The sequence below is a fragment of the Microbacterium sp. AC132 genome (assembly GCF_979258525.1).
On sequence record NZ_OZ409862.1, the window covers coordinates 1,810,076 to 1,828,682 of the forward strand.

At 69.1% G+C, this 18,607-nt stretch carries 17 protein-coding genes and 1 pseudogene; 13 read left to right on the forward strand and 5 right to left on the reverse strand.

What is annotated here, in order from left to right; genetic code table 11:
* Window positions 1-8: 8 nt before the first annotated feature.
* From dnaK to ACZZZQ_RS08645, 5 genes are all read left to right on the forward strand, one after another.
* Entirely contained in the window at window positions 9-1,871 is a 1,863-nt protein-coding gene (dnaK, locus tag ACZZZQ_RS08625) for a molecular chaperone DnaK (RefSeq protein ID WP_056275280.1), read from the forward strand.
* Window positions 1,872-1,873: 2 nt separating this feature from the next.
* Window positions 1,874-2,515: a nucleotide exchange factor GrpE gene (locus ACZZZQ_RS08630; RefSeq protein WP_053098065.1), complete on the forward strand. Its 642-nt coding sequence runs from the start codon at window positions 1,874-1,876 to the stop codon at window positions 2,513-2,515.
* 7 nt (window positions 2,516-2,522) lie between these two features.
* On the forward strand, window positions 2,523-3,512 hold the full coding sequence (locus ACZZZQ_RS08635; RefSeq protein WP_053098064.1) for a DnaJ C-terminal domain-containing protein: 990 nt from the start codon (window positions 2,523-2,525) through the stop codon (window positions 3,510-3,512).
* A gap of 56 nt (window positions 3,513-3,568) precedes the next feature.
* The gene (locus ACZZZQ_RS08640) at window positions 3,569-4,000 is read left to right on the forward strand and encodes a heat shock protein transcriptional repressor HspR (RefSeq protein WP_053098063.1); all 432 of its coding nucleotides are present in this window, start codon (window positions 3,569-3,571) and stop codon (window positions 3,998-4,000) included.
* Between the two features lie 73 nt (window positions 4,001-4,073).
* Window positions 4,074-5,489, forward strand: coding sequence for a flavin monoamine oxidase family protein (locus tag ACZZZQ_RS08645; protein ID WP_463507347.1), 1,416 nt, complete (start codon window positions 4,074-4,076; stop codon window positions 5,487-5,489).
* A 63-nt stretch (window positions 5,490-5,552) separates the two neighbouring features.
* Here the strand turns inward: ACZZZQ_RS08645 and ACZZZQ_RS08650 are convergent, their stop codons facing one another.
* Window positions 5,553-6,197, reverse strand: coding sequence for a Pr6Pr family membrane protein (locus tag ACZZZQ_RS08650; protein WP_230100937.1), 645 nt, complete (start codon window positions 6,195-6,197; stop codon window positions 5,553-5,555).
* A 207-nt stretch (window positions 6,198-6,404) separates the two neighbouring features.
* Between ACZZZQ_RS08650 and ACZZZQ_RS08655 the strand changes: the two genes are divergently transcribed.
* Window positions 6,405-6,845: a DoxX family protein gene (locus ACZZZQ_RS08655; RefSeq protein ID WP_056275271.1), complete on the forward strand. Its 441-nt coding sequence runs from the start codon at window positions 6,405-6,407 to the stop codon at window positions 6,843-6,845.
* 73 nt (window positions 6,846-6,918) lie between these two features.
* Entirely contained in the window at window positions 6,919-7,584 is a 666-nt protein-coding gene (locus tag ACZZZQ_RS08660) for a GntR family transcriptional regulator (RefSeq protein WP_053098059.1), read from the forward strand.
* Window positions 7,585-7,635: 51 nt separating this feature from the next.
* Here ACZZZQ_RS08660 and ACZZZQ_RS08665 read toward each other — a convergent pair whose 3' ends face one another.
* From ACZZZQ_RS08665 to ACZZZQ_RS08680, 4 genes are read right to left on the reverse strand one after another with little or no spacing between them, the layout of a single operon-like run.
* The gene (locus tag ACZZZQ_RS08665; protein ID WP_285363459.1) at window positions 7,636-8,070 is read right to left on the reverse strand and encodes an ATP-binding protein; all 435 of its coding nucleotides are present in this window, start codon (window positions 8,068-8,070) and stop codon (window positions 7,636-7,638) included.
* Window positions 8,060-8,392 carry an STAS domain-containing protein gene (locus ACZZZQ_RS08670; protein WP_053098057.1) on the reverse strand — a complete coding sequence of 111 codons (333 nt, stop codon included), beginning with the start codon at window positions 8,390-8,392 and terminating at the stop codon, window positions 8,060-8,062. Before ACZZZQ_RS08670 ends, ACZZZQ_RS08665 begins: the two co-directional genes overlap by 11 nt.
* Complete coding sequence (locus tag ACZZZQ_RS08675) at window positions 8,376-10,337, reverse strand: glycosyltransferase family 2 protein (protein ID WP_053098056.1); 1,962 nt, start codon at window positions 10,335-10,337, stop codon at window positions 8,376-8,378. The genes ACZZZQ_RS08670 and ACZZZQ_RS08675 overlap by 17 nt, the downstream gene beginning before the upstream one ends.
* A complete protein-coding gene (locus ACZZZQ_RS08680) occupies window positions 10,334-11,494 on the reverse strand; it encodes a PP2C family protein-serine/threonine phosphatase (RefSeq protein WP_072592050.1) in 1,161 nt (386 codons plus the stop codon). The genes ACZZZQ_RS08675 and ACZZZQ_RS08680 overlap by 4 nt, the downstream gene beginning before the upstream one ends.
* A gap of 163 nt (window positions 11,495-11,657) precedes the next feature.
* Here ACZZZQ_RS08680 and ACZZZQ_RS08685 point away from each other — a divergent pair, with 163 nt between their 5' ends.
* The 6 genes and pseudogenes from ACZZZQ_RS08685 to ACZZZQ_RS08710 all read left to right on the forward strand — a co-directional run bounded on the left by ACZZZQ_RS08685 (window position 11,658) and on the right by ACZZZQ_RS08710 (window position 18,568).
* Window positions 11,658-12,626, forward strand: a complete 969-nt coding sequence (locus ACZZZQ_RS08685) for a tripartite tricarboxylate transporter substrate binding protein (RefSeq protein WP_053098055.1) — start codon at window positions 11,658-11,660, stop codon at window positions 12,624-12,626.
* 76 nt (window positions 12,627-12,702) lie between these two features.
* On the forward strand, window positions 12,703-13,239 hold the full coding sequence (locus ACZZZQ_RS08690) for a tripartite tricarboxylate transporter TctB family protein (protein ID WP_053098054.1): 537 nt from the start codon (window positions 12,703-12,705) through the stop codon (window positions 13,237-13,239).
* The gene (locus ACZZZQ_RS08695) at window positions 13,236-14,891 is read left to right on the forward strand and encodes a tripartite tricarboxylate transporter permease (protein WP_053098053.1); all 1,656 of its coding nucleotides are present in this window, start codon (window positions 13,236-13,238) and stop codon (window positions 14,889-14,891) included. Before ACZZZQ_RS08690 ends, ACZZZQ_RS08695 begins: the two co-directional genes overlap by 4 nt.
* The gene (locus tag ACZZZQ_RS08700) at window positions 14,888-15,757 is read left to right on the forward strand and encodes a dihydrodipicolinate synthase family protein (RefSeq protein ID WP_463507348.1); all 870 of its coding nucleotides are present in this window, start codon (window positions 14,888-14,890) and stop codon (window positions 15,755-15,757) included. Before ACZZZQ_RS08695 ends, ACZZZQ_RS08700 begins: the two co-directional genes overlap by 4 nt.
* A gap of 63 nt (window positions 15,758-15,820) precedes the next feature.
* A pseudogene (locus ACZZZQ_RS08705) lies at window positions 15,821-17,517 on the forward strand (long-chain-fatty-acid--CoA ligase).
* 55 nt (window positions 17,518-17,572) lie between these two features.
* Window positions 17,573-18,568: a LacI family DNA-binding transcriptional regulator gene (locus ACZZZQ_RS08710; RefSeq protein ID WP_463507349.1), complete on the forward strand. Its 996-nt coding sequence runs from the start codon at window positions 17,573-17,575 to the stop codon at window positions 18,566-18,568.
* The last annotated feature ends 39 nt before the right edge of the window (window positions 18,569-18,607 follow it).

Consider the following 18,607-nt stretch of genomic DNA (forward strand, 5'->3'; position numbering starts at 1 on the left):
AGAATCACATGGCACGTGCTGTTGGAATCGACCTCGGTACGACGAACTCCGTCGTCAGTGTCCTCGAAGGTGGCGAGCCCAAGGTCATCGCCAACGCCGAGGGCTTCCGCACCACCCCCTCGGTCGTCGCATTCACGAAGGACGGCGAGGTGCTCGTCGGCGAGACCGCGAAGCGCCAGGCCGTCACGAACGTCGACCGCACCATCGCATCCGTCAAGCGTCACGTCGGCACCGACTGGACGTTCGACGTCGACGGCAAGAAGTGGACGCCGCAGGAGATCTCCGCGCGCATCCTCCAGAAGCTCAAGCGCGACGCCGAGTCCTACCTGGGCGACACGGTGACGGATGCCGTCATCACCGTCCCCGCGTACTTCAACGACGCCGAGCGTCAGGCCACCAAGGAGGCCGGTGAGATCGCGGGCCTCAACGTCCTGCGGATCATCAACGAGCCGACCGCCGCAGCCCTCGCCTACGGCCTCGACAAGGGCAAGGAAGACGAGCTCATCCTGGTCTTCGACCTGGGTGGCGGAACCTTCGACGTCTCGCTCCTCGAGGTGGGCAAGGACGACGACTTCTCGACGATCCAGGTGCGCTCCACCGCGGGTGACAACCGCCTCGGCGGTGACGACTGGGACCAGCGTCTCGTCGACCACCTGATCAAGCAGTTCAAGGAGACCACGGGCGTCGACGTCTCGGGCGACAAGATCGCTCTGCAGCGTCTCAAGGAGGCGGCTGAGCAGGCCAAGAAGGAGCTCTCCTCCTCGACCAGCACCAGCATCAACCTGCCCTACCTGTCGTTGACCGAGTCGGGCCCCGTCTCGCTCTCCGAGACCATCACCCGCGCGAAGTTCGAGGACCTCACCAAGGACCTCCTCGACCGCACCAAGAAGCCCTTCGAGGATGTCATCCGCGAAGCCGGCATCAAGGTCGCCGACATCGATCACATCGTGCTCGTGGGTGGATCGACCCGTATGCCCGCCGTCGCCGAGCTCGTCAAGCGCGAGACCGGCAAGGAGGCCAACAAGGGTGTCAACCCCGATGAGGTCGTCGCCGTGGGCGCAGCCCTCCAGGCCGGTGTCCTCAAGGGTGAGCGCAAGGACGTGCTGCTCATCGACGTCACGCCCCTCAGCCTCGGAATCGAGACCAAGGGCGGCATGATGACCAAGCTCATCGAGCGCAACACGGCCATCCCGACCAAGCGCAGCGAGACCTTCACCACGGCAGACGACAACCAGCCGTCCGTCGCGATCCAGGTCTTCCAGGGCGAGCGCGACTTCACCCGCGACAACAAGCCGCTGGGAACGTTCGAGCTCACCGGAATCGCCCCGGCTCCCCGCGGCATCCCACAGATCGAGGTCACGTTCGACATCGACGCCAACGGCATCGTGCACGTGTCCGCCAAGGACAAGGGCACGGGCACGGAGAAGTCGATCGTCATCTCCGGCGGCTCGTCGCTGTCGAAGGAGGACATCGAGCGCATGGTGCGCGAGGCCGAGGAGCACGCGGCTGAGGACAAGGCGCGCCGCGAGGCCGCCGAGGTCCGCAACCAGGCCGAGACGCTCGCGTACTCGATCGACAAGCTGATCACCGAGAACGACGAGAAGCTGCCCGAAGACGTCAAGACCGAGGTCAAGGCCGACGTCGACGCTCTGAAGACGGCTCTGGCCGGCGAGGACGACGAGGCCGTGAAGACGGCGTTCGACAAGCTGAACCAGTCGCAGGGCAAGATCGGCGAGGCCATCTACGCACAGTCCCAGGCAGAGGGCGCTCCGAGCGCCGACGCCGCGGGCGAGGCTCCGGCCGATGACACCTCCTCCGACGAGGACGTCATCGACGCCGAGGTCGTCGACGACGAGGACGAGAAGAAGTAATCATGACGGACAAGAACTTCGAAGGTGACGACGAGGTTCGCAGCGAGGGGTCGGATGCTCAGGCATCCGGCCCCGCGCCGCAGAATCCCGACTCGCGCGAGGCCGCGGCCGCGGAAGGATCCGACGAGACGCCGGTCGACGGCGCCCCCGACGATCTGACGGTCGATGACATCCTCGGCGCCACCCAGACCGGCGAGGCCGCAGCAGAGGATGCTGTGCTCGCCGACCTGGAGTCGACGCTGCTGAACGACCTCAAGCGCCTCCAGGCCGAATACGCCAACTACCGCCGCCGCACCGAAGAGCAGCGCCAGGTCGAGATCGAGCGAGCGAAGGGCGAGGCCGCCAAGGGCCTCATCCCCGTGCTCGACGATCTCGACCGCGCCGCGCAGCACGGTGACCTGGTCGAGGGGACTCCCTTCGCCGTCATCGCCGGCAAGGTGCGCGCGGTCGTCGAGCGTCTCGGTGTCGTCTCGTACGGCGAGAAGGGCGAGGAATTCGACCCGCAGCGTCACGAGGCGATCTTCCAGCAGCCCACCCCGGGCGCCGACAAGACCACGGTGCTCGAGGTCGTCGAGGTGGGCTACCGCCTCGGTGACGTCGAGCTGCGTCCCGCGAAGGTCGTCGTCGCCGTACCCGCAGAGTAGGTGATCGATGGCTAGCCAGGACTGGTTCGACAAGGACTTCTACAAGACCCTCGGGGTCACGAAGGACGTCAGCGACGCTGATCTCAAGAAGACGTACCGCAAGCTCGCTCGCAAGTATCACCCCGATTCCAATCAGGGTGATGAGAAGGCGGAGGCGAAGTTCAAAGAGGTCAGCGAGGCGTACTCCGTGCTCTCTGACGCCGAACAGCGCAAGGAGTACGACGAGATCCGCGCGATGGGCTCGGGCGCACGCTTCACGGCGAGCGGCGCGGGCGCGGGCGGCTTCGAAGACGTCTTCAGCCGGTTCGGGCAGCAGGGGCGCGGGCAGCAGCAGTCCGCCGACTTCGAGGACATCTTCGCGATGTTCAACCAGGGTCAGGGCGGCTCGTTCGGCTCCGGTCGGTTCGGGCAGACCTCCGGCGGATACCGCGGTTTCGGCGGACCCCAGAAGGGGGCCGACGTCACGGCGCGCACCACGCTCGACTTCGTGACGGCCGTGCAGGGCGAGACGATCACCCTGCAGGGCGAAGACGGCAAGCCGTTCAAGGTCAAGATCCCCGCGGGCGTCGCCGACGGTCAGAAGATCCGGCTGCGCGGCCGCGGGCGTCCCTCGCCCGACGGCGGCGAGAGCGGCGACGTGGTGGTCCAGATCGCTGTGCGACCGCATCCCGTCTTCACCCGTGAGGGGCTGAACCTGCGCGTCATCGTGCCGGTGACCTTCACGGAGGCCGCCCTCGGCGCGACCATCGAGGTTCCCACTCTGAGCGGCGACACGGTCAAGCTCCGTGTCGCGCCCGGTACGCCGTCCGGACGCGTTCTGCGCGTCAAGGGGCGTGGGGTCACGACCTCGAAGGGCACCGGCGACCTGCTCGCCGAGCTGCAGATCGCGGTGCCGTCGCACCTCGACGAAGCGGCTCGGGAGGCGCTGGAGAAGTTCCAGGCGCTCGAGCCCTCGGAGAATCCGCGGGCCGACCTGATGGCCAAGGCCCGCCGCTAGAGAACCGCAACACCTGATGATGACGAACGCGAACACCGAGGAAGAGGTGAGGGAACATGGCTGACCAGCACATGGATGCCGACACCCCGGTGTTCGCGATCGCCGTCGCCGCCCAGCTCTCGGGGCTGCACCCGCAGACCCTGCGACAGTACGACCGCATCGGGCTCGTCGTGCCCGGCCGGACGTCCGGCGGCTCACGCCGATATTCGACCCGCAACATCGAGCAGCTCCGCGAAGTCGCTCAGCTGTCGTCGGAAGGCGTCAGCCTTCCTGCGATCGCACGCCTTCTCGACCTCGAAGACGAGAACCGGATGCTGCGCCGCCGCGTCGCCGAACTCGACGCCGCTCTGCGCGCCGAGCGTGAGAACCGCCCGGGCATGCGCGTCTTCGCAGCAGGATCCGCCGGTGTCATCCCGATGCCCAGTGGTCGCCGCATGCGTCGATCGGCCGAGGTCGTGCTCTGGCATCCGGGCAGCGGCCGGGGCTGACAGCTCGCGGCTCGCAGGGTGCAGCCGGCACGCGTCGTCCACCCGCGCGCGGTATCGTTGCGACACGATGAGGATGACGCGTCGCACACTGCTGATCGGCGCCGGAGCCGGTGTCCTGGGAGTCCTGCTGGCCTCCTGCACGCCCGAGCCGGCGCCGTCTCCCACGCCCGATCGCTCGCCGACTCCGAAGCCGACCGCCGGGTCGATCACGCCCGCCGCGTTCGCCCGCAGCTCCTGGACGACCGACCCGTTCGCGCTGGGCGCCGCGAGCTTCACTCCCGTCGGCACGCAGGCGAGTGCCCGCGAGGCGCTGGCCGAGCCGATCGACGACCGCCTGTTCATCTCCGGCGAGGCGACGGATGTCGACGCGCCGGGCACGATCGCGGCTGCGCTCCGATCTGGAGACCGGGCCGCCGAGCAGCTCCTCCGCGCGGCCGACAGCGGTGAGCGTGTGGCGATCGTCGGTGCAGGACTCGCGGGTGCGGCCGCCGCAGCTCGCCTCGTCGCCGAGGGGCTGCAGGTCACGGTGTTCGAGGCCCGCGACCGCGTCGGCGGACGCGTCCAGTCCGTGGTCGACGACAAGGCCTGGCCGTTCCCCGCTCAGCTGGGCGGCTGGCTGCTCGGGTCCTCCGACGACGTCCTGCTCGACGCTCTCAACGCCCTCGACATCCGCACGGTTCCGGTCACCGGCTCGCTGTGGCGGTCGACCGACGGCGACGTCGAGCCGGTGCCGATCGAGCCGGTGCAGGCCGCCATAGCGACTGCCCAGCAGGGCCTGACCGACGCGTCTCTCGACGAGGCGCTCGCGGCGGCGGGTGCCGACCTCGAGGAGCCGGGGCTGGCAGCACTGCTCGCCTCGGTGGCCGCCAGTGCCGGCGCCGATGCGTCCGATGTCTCGACGTGGTTCCCCCCGCGACTGCCGGTCGACGAGATGCTGGCGCCACTCGGCGACCTCACCCCGGCGATCGAGGGGCTGCTCGAGGGTGCGAAGCTGAGCCTCTCGTCGCCGGTCAGTCGCGTCGCCTACGACGAAGCGGGAGTCAGCCTCGGCATCGCCTCGGGCGAATCGCTGTCGTTCGACCGCGTGCTGATCACGGTGCCGCTCGGTGTGCTGAAGAGCGAGGGCCTGCAGTTCTCTCCCGCATTGCCCTTCGGTCACCGCGGAGCGATCGCCGAACTCGGCATGGGGCGCATCGAGACGGTGTGGCTGCGCTTCGAGGATCCGTTGATCGTGGCCGAGCCCGAGCCCGAGCCCGAGCCCGAGGAAGGCGCCGATGCAGCGGATGCCTCCGCCGCCACGCTCTGGCATGTGGTCGGCGGCGATGCGCTGATCCGCACGTGGATCAACCTCGCACCGGCCACCGGCGAGAACGTCGTGGTGGGCATCGTCGGCGGAGAAGCGGCGGGCACATTCGCCGAGCTGAACGACCAGAAGGCGGTCGAGGCCGCGATCGCCTCGCTCGCGCCCTTCCTCAGCGCCCCTGCCTGATCGCACGAGCCTGCTCGCCCCCTGCCTGATCACGCGAGCCTGATCCCGCCGGATCGAGCGCGCTCAGACCTCCGGCCGCTCGTGGCCGCGCCGTCGCATCCTGCTGACGAGCACGATCACCGTCGCGACGAGAGCGAAGATCGCCAGGGCCACTGCGCTGGTGATCAGGAACTCGGGCGGGCCGGACACCTGCCGCGGGTCGAGGAAGTAATACGGGTACCAGCCCACCGACGGTCCGCGCCACATGGTGACGCCGCCCCAGGCGAGCGGGAAGGTGAGCGCCGTCGGCACCACCCACCACGGCACCCCGCGGTGCCCGGGGGTGAGCACCCAGGCGAGGGCGGTGCAGGCCGGCAGGTAGAAGTGCAGCACCTGGTCCGACCAGGGCACGTCGACGCGGATGCCGCGCAGACCCGCCTGCCAGACGATGAGCGCGAAGGCGAGCCCTGCCGTGATGGTCCAGGTGAGCACGAGGGCCAGAGCCACGGTGAACCAGCGGGGGTCCGTCGCCCGGATGAAGGCGAGCACCGTGCCGATCAGCAGCACGACCACGAGGGCGCAGTTGGACTGCACGGTGAGATAGGCGAAGAAGTTCTCGCCGGCGATCGTCCGCGAGCTCAGACCCCAGAAGAGGCGGTGCACGAGGGCGACGGTGCAGACGGCTGCTGTCGTCAGGCGCAGCACGCCGAACACCGATCGTGCCCTCACCTTCGCCTCTGCCCCTTTCCGGCTGTGCCCGATGTTCCCGTATATCGCGCATCATGCCATCCGGCGAGTCTACGGAAGAGAACGCGGCGGCAGTCTGCCCCGCGACTCGTACAGGAGACGGAAAAGTCGTCTTCATAGCGTGGATGCAGGGATCGCCCCTGCTCCGCGCCTGGCGCGCGGTGTCCTGCCACGAAGGAACACCTCCTCATGACGAACACCACCCGCCCCTCTGCCGCCGCCTCGCTGGGACTGCTCGTCCTCCGCGTCGTGGTCGGCGCCGTCTTCGCCGCTCACGGAGCGCAGAAGATCTTCGAGTACACCCTCCCCGGAACCATCGGCAGCTTCGCGGGCATGGGCATCCCTCTGCCCGAGATCGCGGCTCCGGTCGTCGCCTTCATCGAGCTGATCGGCGGCATCCTGCTGGCGCTGGGACTCTTCACGCGCCCCGTCGGCATCCTGCTCGCGATCGACATGATCGTGGCCCTGTTCGCGGTGCACCTTCCGGCGGGCCTCTGGGTCGGAGAGGGCGGCTACGAGTTCGTCGCGGTTCTCGGCGTCGCGGCCCTCGCGCTCGCGTTCACCGGCGCGGGCCGCTTCTCGCTCGACGGCGCCTTCCTGCGCGGTCGTGTTCCCGCCTGGCTCAGCTGAGCATGCGGGGGAGCGCCCCACGGGGCGTTCCCCCGTCGGTGTGTATCCTGTCAACAGTTAACAGGAGGTCACCGTGACACAGACCGTCAAGCGCGGAGAGTCCCTCGGCGCGCAGGTGGCGCAGGTCCTGCGTCAGCGCATCGTGCGCGGCGAGCTCTCGCCCGGCGCGCGCATCACCGAGGAGGCCCTCGCCGAGGAGTTCTCGGTGAGCAGGGGGCCGATCCGCGACGCCCTCACCCAGCTCAGCTTCGAGAAGCTCGTCGAAGTGCAGCGCCCTCGAGGCGTGTACATCACCGGGCTCTCGCAGGACGACGTGGATCAGCTCTACAGTCTGCGCGGCGCCCTCGAGCAGCTCGCGCTGTCGCGCGCCATGAGGGTGGAGGACGACGAGCGCTGGGCATCGATGGCGGCTGCGGTCGATCGCATGAGTCAGGCCGCAGACAGGGGCGATCACGCCGCCTTCGTCGCCGCCGACCTCGAGTTCCACTCCGAGATCTACGTCCTCGCCGACCACCCGCGTCTGCAGGGCGCGTGGAGTCAGTACCTGCCGACCTTCGCGTCGCTCCTCGAGGTGACCATCAATCACGACGACGACCTCCACGAGTCGTCCGACGACCACATGAAGCTCATGGAGGTGATGCGCTCCGGCAGCCCCGACGAGGCTGCGGCGGTGCTCACGGCCCACCTCGACGGCGCACGCGACCGGATGCTCAGCGAGCTCGCCGACCGACCCGCCTGACGGCGCCTGCGCGTCGGATCTCTGACGGTCTCCGACAGATCTCCGTCCGGATCAGGCGGGAGGCGTCAGGCGACGACGCAGCACCCAGGTGTTGCCGGTCGCATCGCCGCTGTGCTCGAAATCGTCGAGCACAGCGCTCGACAGGGCGAGGCCGCGTCCGCTCTCGCTGTCGACGCCGGGCATCGTGACCGCATCCCAGTCGATCCTGGCCGGATCGGCCGTGTCGACGAAGGTCGCGACGAGGTCGTCGGAGCCGACCTCGATGTCGACCTCGACGGTGATGCCGACATCCGGCTCGCCCTGCGCGTCAGCGTGCGTGGCGATGTTCGTCGACACCTCGCTGACCGCCAGTGCGAACAGCGTGCGGTCCTCGGGCGCCACATGCGGGGCGGACTCCCAGAGGGCGTCCAGGGCGTCGAGGACGTGCTCGACGAAGGCGGGGCCGGCGAGGCCCGCGACGTGCGCCCGGCGCTCCTCAACGCCCATCGAACGCCGTCTCGGGTGTCGGGTGGTCGAGCAGCACGCGGTCGAGGTTCGTCAGGTGCAGCACCGTCCGCACCGCCTCGGGCACTGCTGCGATGCGCAGATCGCCGCCGGCGACCCTGGCGCTCTTCAGACCGCCGACGAGGGCGCCCAGGCCCGACGAATCGACGAACTGCAGGTCGGCCATGTCGATCACGATCCTCGACTCGCCTCCGGCCACGAGGTCGTTCACCGCCTTGCGGAGCAGCGGTGCTCCCGTCGCCGTGAGGCGTCCGGACAGGGAGATCACGGCGAAGCCGTCCCTGATGTCAGTGCTGAGATCCATGGTTCTCCTCCTCGAGGGTTCGGGCCGGTCCGCGGTAGCGGGCGGCTTGGATGATGACGCTGAGCACGACGAGGTCGTACAGCACCCACACCGTGTTGACCAGGGTGCCGGTGCCGTCGCCCGTTCCGATGACGACGCGGGTGATGCCGATCACGAGCGCCACGCTGAGCACGACCATCGCGGTCAGCTGCGGCCAGATCTCGCGCCACGGCACTCCTCGCGGATCCCGTCCGTCCTTGCGCGTGACGGCGAACGACAGGGGGCGGCCGAAGACCACGTTCGCGAACGCCGTCCAGCATGCGCGGATCCAGACCGGGAACAGCGCGAGCGAATACTGCTGCCCGCGCCAGGTTCTCAGCCCCTTGGCGACCACGAGGAACAGCAGCTGGTTGACGAGGAAGTAGGGCAGGAACCGCACGAAGAAGTCGACCGACCAGGCGGTCACCGGAAGCACGCCGAACACCAGGTAGACGACCGGCGCCGTGAGATAGATCACGGCGGCGAACCCCGAGAGATAGCTCCACATCGTGGCGAAGTACATCAGCCGCTGCCCGATCGACAGTCCGCGCTTCGCGAGCGGGTTGTCGCGCAGCATCACCTGCAGCGTGCCCTGCGCCCAGCGCAGGCGCTGCGTCAGCATCGTCCGCAGATCCTCGGGCGCGAGGCCCTTCGCCAGGATCTCGTGGTGGTAGACGCTGCGCCAGCCGAGCGAGTGCAGCTGCATCGCGGTGGCCATGTCCTCCGTGACCGAGATCGTGGCGAGCGGAAGGATCGGCTGCGCCTCGTCGCCGCGGTCGAGGCGGAGAGCGTCGAGCAGCGCTCGTACGGCGTCGAGCGCAGTGATCGGCGACAGATCGGACTGGGCGAGCGCCGTCAGGCCCGCCTCGTCGACGACGATCGCGTCGAGCTGCGCATCGTGGGCGATCGGCAGGGAGCCCAGCTCCGCGAGGTCGGATCTGATGCCGGCGAGATCCTTGGCGACCAGGATCACCGAGGCGTTGTGCACCGCAGCCAGCACCGCGTCGGCGACCTCGCGCACGGGCGCCCCGCCGGCGAGATCACGACGGCTCTGGCCGATCGTCACGTGCAGTGCGAAAAGCTCGCGACGGAGTTCCGGATCGGATGCCGAGCGCATCTCCTTCTCGACCAGGGTCTCGGAGGTGCGCAGCGCGCGAGCCGCGGTGTCCGTCACCTCGCGCACGTAGCCGATGATGCCGAGCTGCATCAGGGCGTCGCGACGGAGCACGGCGTTCGATCCGCAGAAGAACGCCGCGTTCCAGCCGTCCTTGCCCTGCTGGATCGGGCCGTAGAACAGCGGCGCCTGGCTGCCGAGCGGATCGGCCTCGTCGACGTTGACGAACCACTGCGGGGTCTGCACCACGGCGACCTCCGGGTCGTCGGCGAAGTACCCGAGCGTGCGGTGCAGGATCAGCGGATCGGGGATCTGATCCGCGTCGAGGATGAGGAGGAACTCCCCGTCGGTCTCGAAGAGCGCGCTGTTGAGGTTGCCCGCCTTCGCGTGACGGGGCTTGCCCATCCAGTCGTCGGAGCGGGTGAGGTAGCCGATGTCGGCGTCGCGGGCGGCCCGCTCGAGCTCGGGTCGGGCACCGTCGTCGAGGATCCAGGTGGTGTGCGGATAGGCGATCCCGCGCGCTGCTCGCGCGGTCGTCATCACGAGCTCGATCGGCTCGTTGTACGTCGCGATGAACACGTCGACCGTGCCCTGAGGCGGCGACACGGGAGCCGGCCGCTCTTTGGCCCGCCACATCGTGAGACAGAAGAGGAAGGTGTCGATCAGGCTGTAGGTCTCTGCGATCACCAGGGGCACGGCGATCCACCACGCCGACCAGTTCACCGATTCGAGCCAGCGCCACGCGACGTAGTTCACACCGAGCAGCACCGACAGCACCGCGATGATGCGGATCGCGGCGAAGCGGGCGGTCATGCGTCGCGCCGCACCACGACCACGGTGATGTCGTCGGTCGCTCGATCGTCCGAGATGAGCTGCAGCGCCTCGTTGATCGCCCCATCGGGACCGAGCGCGTCGAGCACGCGGGCCACGTGGGCGAACGGGTCATCGGCGTCGAGCACGTCGAGCAGGCCGTCGCTGCAGCACACGAAGGCGTCTCCGGGTTCGAGGCGCGTGCTCCGGGACTCCCGAGCATCCTGGTCCGGAAGGGCGGCGCCCATCCCCAGGGGGAGGCCGGTCGAGCGAAGGTGCTCCCACGAGCCGTCGGCTCGGAGGATGAACGCGAGGCTGTGCCCGGCGTCGATCACCTCGAGATCGCCGGTCTCGGGCTGCAGCTCGGCGTGGACCGCCGTCACGAACATCGTCGTCTCGGAGAGGTCCTCCTCGAGCAGCCGGTCGGCGTCGGCGACGGCCTCGGCGATGCTGCGCTCGGGAGCGGTGCGCAGTGAGGCGCGCACGCCCGCGGCGACGATGGCGGGACCCGTGCCCTTGCCCATCGCGTCGGCGAGGGTGATGCGCAGCGCGCCGCCGTGGAGGCGGAGGTCGTAGAAGTCGCCCGCCAGGCGGCCACGCGAGGCGCCCCCGCCCGCGATCGTGTAGCCGGCGATGGTGGGGAGCGAGTGCGGTCGCAGCGCGCTCTGGATCAGAGTGGCCTGATCGAGCTCGGCGTCGGCCGCGAGCTCGGTCTGCACCCAGAAGGCGAGGTCGCGCAGCAGGTCGCGCTGCGCCTCCGAGAAGGTGTGCGGCTCGGTGTCGAGGACGCACAGCGTTCCCACCGGTTCGCCGCCGGGTGCGTGCAGCGGGTGCCCGGCGTAGAACCGGAGGTGCGGATCACCGACCACGAACGGATTCGCCGCGAAGTTCTCGGTCGCGCTGGCATCCTCGATCACCACCGTGCGGTCCTGGCCGACCGTGTAGTCGCAGAACGAATCCTGTCGGGGCGCCTCTCGCCCGCCGAGTCCGATCTCCGACTTGCGCCACTGGCGGTCGCCGTCCAGGAGCGAGACGCTCACCATCGGCATACCGAACATCTGCTGAGCCAGCCTGGCGACCCGATCCACTCGTTCATCCCGTGGTGTGTCCAGGATCCCGAGTTCCTCCAGTGCCTGCTGGCGTCTGCGTTCATCGAACATTGCTCCGCTCCCCTCGTAGCTGCTCTCATACTCGCACCTGCCGGGGCGCGGATGACAGGCGGTGGCGGAGAGTTGTATACCGGTATCAGTGTTGACTGTTAACAGTCAACACTGATACGGTCAGGGGGTCGACAACAAGGTCGACCCACGTAGAGGAGCAAAGATGCCCCGCAAGCGCATCACCCGGGCCGCCGCCGCTCTCGCGGCCGTCGCCGCCACCGCTCTCGTCCTGTCGGCCTGCACGAAGGTCGAAGAGGGTGAAGACGCGGAATCCGCCTTTCCCGAGAATGACATCCGTCTGATCATCCAGGCGAACCCGGGCGGTGGATCCGACCTGTCGTCGCGTGCCCTCGCGACCGAGCTCGAGGGCATCCTCGGCGTCAGCGTGATCCCCGAGAACATGCCGGGTGCGGCAGGGGCTCTCGCGATGGAGTACGTCGGATCGCAGGATCCGGACGGCTACGTCATCGGGTTCGCCCCGGTCGAGATCGCGATGCTCAACACCACGCAGAGCGCGAACGTGCTGCCCGAGGACTTCGACCTGCTGGGCCAGATCATGCTCGCTCCCGGTGTCGTCACGGTCGGCGCGAACAGCGGCATCGAGACTCTGGAAGACCTGGTCGCCCAGGCCGAGGCCGGCGCCGTCACCGTCGCCAACTCCGGCGCGGGTTCCATCTGGGAGGCCGCGACGATCGGCCTCGGCGACGCGACCGGTGCCGCGTTCACGCCGGTTCCCTACGACGGCGGAGCGACGGCCGTCGCCGCCGCCGCATCCGGTGAGACCGTCGCCGCCGTGTCCGGCCTGGGCGAGGCTCTCGCGCAGGGCGAGGCCGTGCGCATCCTCGCGGTCCTCAACGACGAGCGTCACCCCGACGCCGAGGACGTGCCGACAGCCGACGAGGCGATCGGCGAAGACGTGGTCTTCGGCGGCTGGGGCGGCATCTACGCCCCCAAGGGTCTGCCGGATGACGTGAAGAGCGAGCTCGAGGCCGCCGTCAAGGAGGCCGTCGAGTCCGACACCTACCAGCAGTTCCAGAAGGATGCCGGCAACCTCGTGGTCTACCGCGACTCGGCCGAGTGGACGACGTTCGTGAACGAGCAGTTCGACCTGTTCAAGGACCTCCTGGGCTGACCGGCTCCGACTGCGGGGTCGGCCGCACGCCGGCCCCGCAGTCCGCCGCCGCACGTCAGACCAGGGAAGGAGCACCATGTCCCACGCCGATGTCACTCCTGCGATCGAGCAGGACGCGCACCAGGGAGCACCGCCCTCGCGACCGCTCGAGATCGTCTTCGGCGCCGTCGCCCTGGCGTTCAGCGCCGGCTATCTCTTCCTGGCCACGCAGATCCCGCTGCGCCGAGAGGCACTGCCCGGACAGATCGACGCGCGCTTCTGGCCCATGGTCCTCGCGGTCGCGGCGGTCGTCGTCTCGCTCGTGATCCTGGCTCTGGCGATCACCCGCCCCGCTCCCGGCCGCGAAGACCTCGACCGCATCCAGCCGGGCGGCGTGGTCCGCGTCATCGCCACCCTGCTGATCGCCGGGGCCTTCATCGCGGTGTGGTCGCTCGGATCCGTCATCCTCTTCGGCTACCGCATCGAGGTCTTCCCGATCGCCGCCGCCGTGCTGATGGCCGCTCTCATGCTCCTCTACGGGCACCGCCGGTGGCTGAGCCTGATCATCTACTCCGTCTCCGTCACCGCGTTCGTCTACGTGGTGTTCGGCATGCTCCTGAGGATCCCGCTGTGAACGCGCTCATGGAGGGGCTGAACTCGCTCCTCGACATCTCGATCCTGCTGTACATGCTCGTCGGGCTGCTGCTCGGCTTCATGGTCGGCGCCTTCCCCGGCATCACCGCGACCATGGCGGTCGCTCTCGCCGCAGGATTCACGCTCACGCTGGAGCCCGTGCAGGGCCTCGCGGTGCTGCTGACGATCTACGTCGCCGCGAACTTCGGCGACCGCGTGCCGTCGATCCTCATCAACACCCCCGGCACTCCCGCGTCGATCGCGACGACTCTCGACGGCTATCCGATGGCGAAGCAGGGGCGAGCCGGTCTCGCGCTGACGATCTCGGCGATCGTCTCGGCCGTCGGCATCCTCGCCTCCCTCGTGCTCTTCGCCGTCGCCGCCGTGCCGATCGCCAGCTTCGCCCGCGACTACTTCAAGTCGCCCGAGCTGTTCGCGCTCGTCGTCTTCGGCATCGCGATCATGATCGGGATCTCGTCGAAGTCGATGCTCAAGGGCATCCTCGCGGGTCTCTTCGGCCTCATGCTCGGCACCGTCGGAACGTATGCCGCCACGGCGGACCAGCGATTCACCTTCGGAGTGCTCGAGCTGGTCGAGGGCGTCAACTTCATCGCCGTGATCATCGGACTCTTCGGCATCGCCGAGCTCTTCGACCAGCTGCTCACGTATCGCAAGTCGCACGTGCGCCCGATCTCGAGCCTCGGCCGCTGGTGGCCGAATCGCGCCGAGCTGAAGCAGAGCGGTCGAGCCACCGCGGTCGGCGGCGCCGTCGGTCTCGGGGTCGGGCTGATACCGGCAGCCGGTGGCGACATCGCCGGTCTGATCGGATGGGAACGAGCCCGCAAGGCATCGAAGCACCCCGAGATGTTCGGCAAGGGCTCGATCGAGGGCGTCGCGGCATCCGACACCGCGTCCAGCGCCACGCTCGGCGGCTCCCTCACGACCACGATGGCCCTCGGCATCCCCGGCGACTCGGTGATGGCGGTGATGATCGGGTCGATGATCATCTGGGGCATCACCCCCGGACCCACGCTGTTCACCAACCGCCCCGACCTCGTCGTCTCGATCGTGGGCATCATGCTCGTCGCGACCCTGCTCTCCCTCGGACTGAGCCTCGTGCGCATGAAGGGCATGGTGAAGCTGCTCGACGTGCCGCAGCCCTACCTGTGGAGCGGCATCCTGATCTTCTGCATCATCGGCACGTACGCCACCTCGAACAGCCTGTCGACCGTCGTCACGATGCTCGTGTTCGGTGTCATCGGAGTGCTGCTCAAGCGGATGCAGGTGCCGGCCGGGCCGATCGTGCTCGGCCTGCTGCTCGGCCCCCTGGCCGAGGAGAACCTGGCTCGCACGCTGGCGATCCTGCCCACGCGGCCGTTCTTCGAGGTCGTCAGTCCCATCGCGATCGTGCTGCTCGCGCTCGCCGTGCTCTCGATCGTCATGCCGGCGATCCGCGCGGCCCGCACACCCCGTGCCGAGCGCGGCTCACTCGAGGACTCGATCCTCGATGCCGAGAGCCGGGAGCAGATCGAGAAGGCGCACGGCGAGCTCGCCGCCGACCCCGACCTGCTCACGTCGACCGTCCGCAGCGTCCCGGCCGCCACGAGGCGCCCGCGCAAGACCCGTAAGAACTCCAAGGAGAACGAGAAGTGACCCGCTACGACATCCTCACCGCCGTGCCCACAGCCTTCCACAGCGACGGCGCACTCGACCTCGAGGGATCGCGAGCGATCTTCCGCTTCGTCGCCGAATCGGGCAACGAGGGCGCCTTCGTCCTCGGCACCACGGGCGAGTTCCCTGCCGTCGACGCGACCGAGTTCGCGGCGATCGTCGAGGCCGCGCTGGCCGAGCTGAAGGACCGCATGCGCGTCGTCGTGCACGTCGGCCAGCCGAGCACCTTCGAGGCGCTGCGTCTCGTAGAGATCGCGAGGGGACTGGGTGCGACCGAATTCGCCGCCCTCACCCCTTACTACCTCAAGGCCACGGACGAGTCGATCTTCGAGTACTACGAGGCGCTGTCGAGCGCGATCGGCGACGGTCGTCTCTACGTCTACATCTATCCCGCGCGCAGCGGGAATCCGGTGTCGGTCGAGCTGCTGACGCGGCTTGCCGCGCTGCCGAACATCGTGGGCGCGAAGATCAGCGAGCTGTCGCTCGACGACATCGCCGCCTACAGGGCCGCGGTGCCCGCCGACTTCGACCTCTACACCGGCGCCGACCGCGACCTGATCGCGGCCGTGCAGGTGGGTGCCCAGGGTGTCGTCTCGGGCGTCTCCTCGGTCACCCCGAAGCCCTTCCGTGCCCTGGCCGACGCCGGCCGTTCCGGCGATGCCGACGCCATCGCGGTCGCGCAGGCCGCGGTCGACGATGTCGTGTCGCTCATCGGCGGCGACATGGCGCGGATGAAAGAGGCCTACCGCGTGCTCGATGTGGTCGACACGCACTGCCGCATGGCGATCGCCGAGCCGACGGACGAGGAGCGTCGCGCCGTCGCGCAGGTGGTGGCGGCGCACAGCTAGCCGCTCGCATCTCGCGCCGCGTGGGGCGGGCCGGCTCACAGCCGGTCGGGGCAGGATGGACCCATGTCCGACTCCCCGTATGAATCCCGGCCATGGCTCGACTCCTACGCGGACGGTGTGCCCGCCGAGATCGACGCTCCGACGCAGACGCTGCCGGAGATGATGTCGGCGAGCATCGCCGCTTTCGCTCGTCGACCGGCGCTCGAGTTCTTCGGTGCGGTCACGACCTACCGCGAGCTCGGCGACCAGATCGCACGCGCTGCCGAGGGGCTGAGGCGCCTGGGCGTGCACAAGGGCGACCGGGTCGCCCTCGTCCTGCCGAACTGCCCGCAGCACGTCGTGGCGTTCTACGCGGCGCTGCGCCTGGGAGCGATCGTCGTCGAGCACAACCCGCTCTACACGGCGAGGGAGCTGCGGCACCAGTTCGAGGATCACGGAGCGAAGGTCGCGATCGTCTGGGACAAGACGGTCGACACGATCGCCGAGTTCCCCTCCGATCTGCGAGTCGAGCACATCGTGAGCGTCGACCTCACCGAGGCGATGCCCGCCGCTCAGCGGATGCTGCTGCGCCTGCCCATCCCGAAGGCGCGCGCGGCGCGCGCGAAGCTGACGGCCACCCCGCGGACACGGCGAGCAGTGGCCTGGAGGAAGCTGGTCGACCATCGGCCGCTCTCGCGCAAGGTCGCCGGCCCGACGCTCGACGACACCGCCCTGCTGCAGTACACGAGCGGAACCACGGGCACGCCCAAAGGCGCGATCCTCACTCACGCGAACCTGCGCGCCAACGCGATGCAGGGCCAGGCATGGGTGCCCGGTCTGGTCGACGGCGAGGAGACGTTCTACGGCGTGCTGCCGCTGTTCCACGCCTACGGCATGACGCTGTGCCTGACCTTCGCGATGAGCATCGGCGCGAAGCTGGTGCTCTTCCCGACGTTCGACCTCGGCCTGGTCACGAAGGCGGCCCGCACCAGTCCGCCCACGTTCCTGCCCGCGGTCCCGCCGATCTATGACCAGCTCGCCCGAGCCGCATCGCGGGGGACCATCGACCTCTCGACCGTCCGATTCGCCATCTCCGGGGCGATGAGCCTTCCCGTCGCGACAGTGCAGCGGTGGGAGGAGGCCACCGGCGGTCTGCTCGTCGAGGGCTATGGCATGACCGAGAGCTCGCCCGTCGCGCTCGGCAACCCGATGGGCAGGAGCAGGCGCCCTGGCACGGTCGGAGTGCCCTTCCCGAGCACCGAGATCCGCGTCGTCGACCCCGCCGACACCGACGTCGACCTGCCCGTCGGCGAACGAGGCGAGCTGCTCATCCGCGGTCCGCAGGTCTTCCAGGGGTACTGGCGCCGTCCCGGTGACACCGCCGACGTCCTGCTGTCTGACGGATGGCTGCGCACAGGCGACATCGCCGAGGTCTCGGTCGACGGCTTCGTCACGATCGTCGACCGCCTCAAGGAGCTCATCATCACGGGCGGCTTCAACGTGTCGCCCAGTGAGGTCGAGGACGCGCTCGAAGCGCACCCGGACGTGGTCGCGGCCGCGGTCGTCGGCCTTCCGCGGTCGAGCGGGGAGAGGAGATCGCCGCTGCGGTCGTGCTCCGCGAGGGAGCTGTGCTCGACACCGGTGCGCTGCGCGACTTCTGCCGCACGCGGCTGACGCCCTACAAGGTGCCCAAGCGCATCACGGTCGTCGACGAGCTGCCCCGCTCGCTCATCGGAAAGGTCCTGCGCAGGCAGGTGCGGGATCGGATGCTGGCCGACTGACGCGCCGGCGCAGACGAACTCTCCGTGCCGACCTGAAACCGGTTACAGTGTGCCGATGGCCACGATCTACGATGTCGCTCGACTCGCGCAGGTCTCGCCCGCCACCGTCTCGCGGGTGTTCAACGGCACCAGCGTCTCCGCCGCGAAGGTCGAGGCGGTGCGCCGGGCCGCCGAGCAGCTGCGTTTCACGCCCAACCGCACGGCTCGCAATCTGCGGCGGCAAAGGTCCGAGGTCATCGGGCTGGTGATCCCCGACATCGAGAACCCCTACTTCACCGAGATGGCCAGAGGCGTCGAGGACGTCGCGTCCGAGGCCGGATACTCGGTCGTGCTCTGCAACTCCGACTCGCAGCCCGAGAAGGAGACGACCTACCTCCAGATCGCGGTCTCCGAGCACATGTCGGGTGTGATCATCGCCCCCGCGTCCGAACGCACGAGGCTCGACGGCATCCTCGACACGGGGCGCCCCGTCGTCGCCGTCGATCGGCATACGGTCTACGACGTCGACGGTGTGGTCATGGCCAATCGCGAGGCCGGGGCATCGGCCACCGAAGCGCTGCTCGCCGCCGGATTCCGGAGGGTCGCGTACATCGGCGGTCCGGAGGGGATCGACACGGCCGCAGAGCGCGCTGCCGGCTGGCGGTCTGCGCTCGCGGCGCGCGCCCCCGAGGTCGATGCCGATGAGCTGCTGCGCTTCGCGACCTTCCGCGTCGACGGAGGCAGGGGCGCCATGGAAGAGCTGCTCGCGCTCCCGGAGCCGCCGGACGCGGTGGTGGCGGGGAACAACCTGATCGGCGTCGGTGCGATCCAGGTGCTGACGGAGCACGGCCTGACCCCGCCGCGGGTCGGCGTGGCGGTGATCGGCTCGCTGCCGTTCACCACCCTCTCGCCCGCAGCGGTGACCGTCGTGCGCCTCCCGGCGCGCGAGATGGGAGTCCGGGCGGCGCGGATGCTGCTCGAGCGCATCGGTGGGGCCGGCGGTCCGTCGCGCATCGTGGTGCTGCCAGCCGAGGTCCAGCCCGCCCGCGCCGGGGCGACCGCCACGCGCTGACGCACACGACGCTCGGTCCGGGTGCTTGCGTGCTGAAAC

Coding starts and splice junctions, on each gene's coding strand:
- dnaK (WP_056275280.1), top strand. CDS start 9: ATGGCACGTGCTGTTGGAATCGACCTCGGTACGACGAACTCCGTCGTC.
- ACZZZQ_RS08630 (WP_053098065.1), top strand. CDS start 1,874: ATGACGGACAAGAACTTCGAAGGTGACGACGAGGTTCGCAGCGAGGGG.
- ACZZZQ_RS08635 (WP_053098064.1), top strand. CDS start 2,523: ATGGCTAGCCAGGACTGGTTCGACAAGGACTTCTACAAGACCCTCGGG.
- ACZZZQ_RS08640 (WP_053098063.1), top strand. CDS start 3,569: ATGGCTGACCAGCACATGGATGCCGACACCCCGGTGTTCGCGATCGCC.
- ACZZZQ_RS08645 (WP_463507347.1), top strand. CDS start 4,074: ATGACGCGTCGCACACTGCTGATCGGCGCCGGAGCCGGTGTCCTGGGA.
- ACZZZQ_RS08655 (WP_056275271.1), top strand. CDS start 6,405: ATGACGAACACCACCCGCCCCTCTGCCGCCGCCTCGCTGGGACTGCTC.
- ACZZZQ_RS08665 (WP_285363459.1), bottom strand. CDS start 8,070: ATGGGCGTTGAGGAGCGCCGGGCGCACGTCGCGGGCCTCGCCGGCCCC.
- ACZZZQ_RS08670 (WP_053098057.1), bottom strand. CDS start 8,392: ATGGATCTCAGCACTGACATCAGGGACGGCTTCGCCGTGATCTCCCTG.
- ACZZZQ_RS08675 (WP_053098056.1), bottom strand. CDS start 10,337: ATGACCGCCCGCTTCGCCGCGATCCGCATCATCGCGGTGCTGTCGGTG.
- ACZZZQ_RS08680 (WP_072592050.1), bottom strand. CDS start 11,494: ATGTTCGATGAACGCAGACGCCAGCAGGCACTGGAGGAACTCGGGATC.
- ACZZZQ_RS08685 (WP_053098055.1), top strand. CDS start 11,658: ATGCCCCGCAAGCGCATCACCCGGGCCGCCGCCGCTCTCGCGGCCGTC.
- ACZZZQ_RS08690 (WP_053098054.1), top strand. CDS start 12,703: ATGTCCCACGCCGATGTCACTCCTGCGATCGAGCAGGACGCGCACCAG.
- ACZZZQ_RS08710 (WP_463507349.1), top strand. CDS start 17,573: ATGGCCACGATCTACGATGTCGCTCGACTCGCGCAGGTCTCGCCCGCC.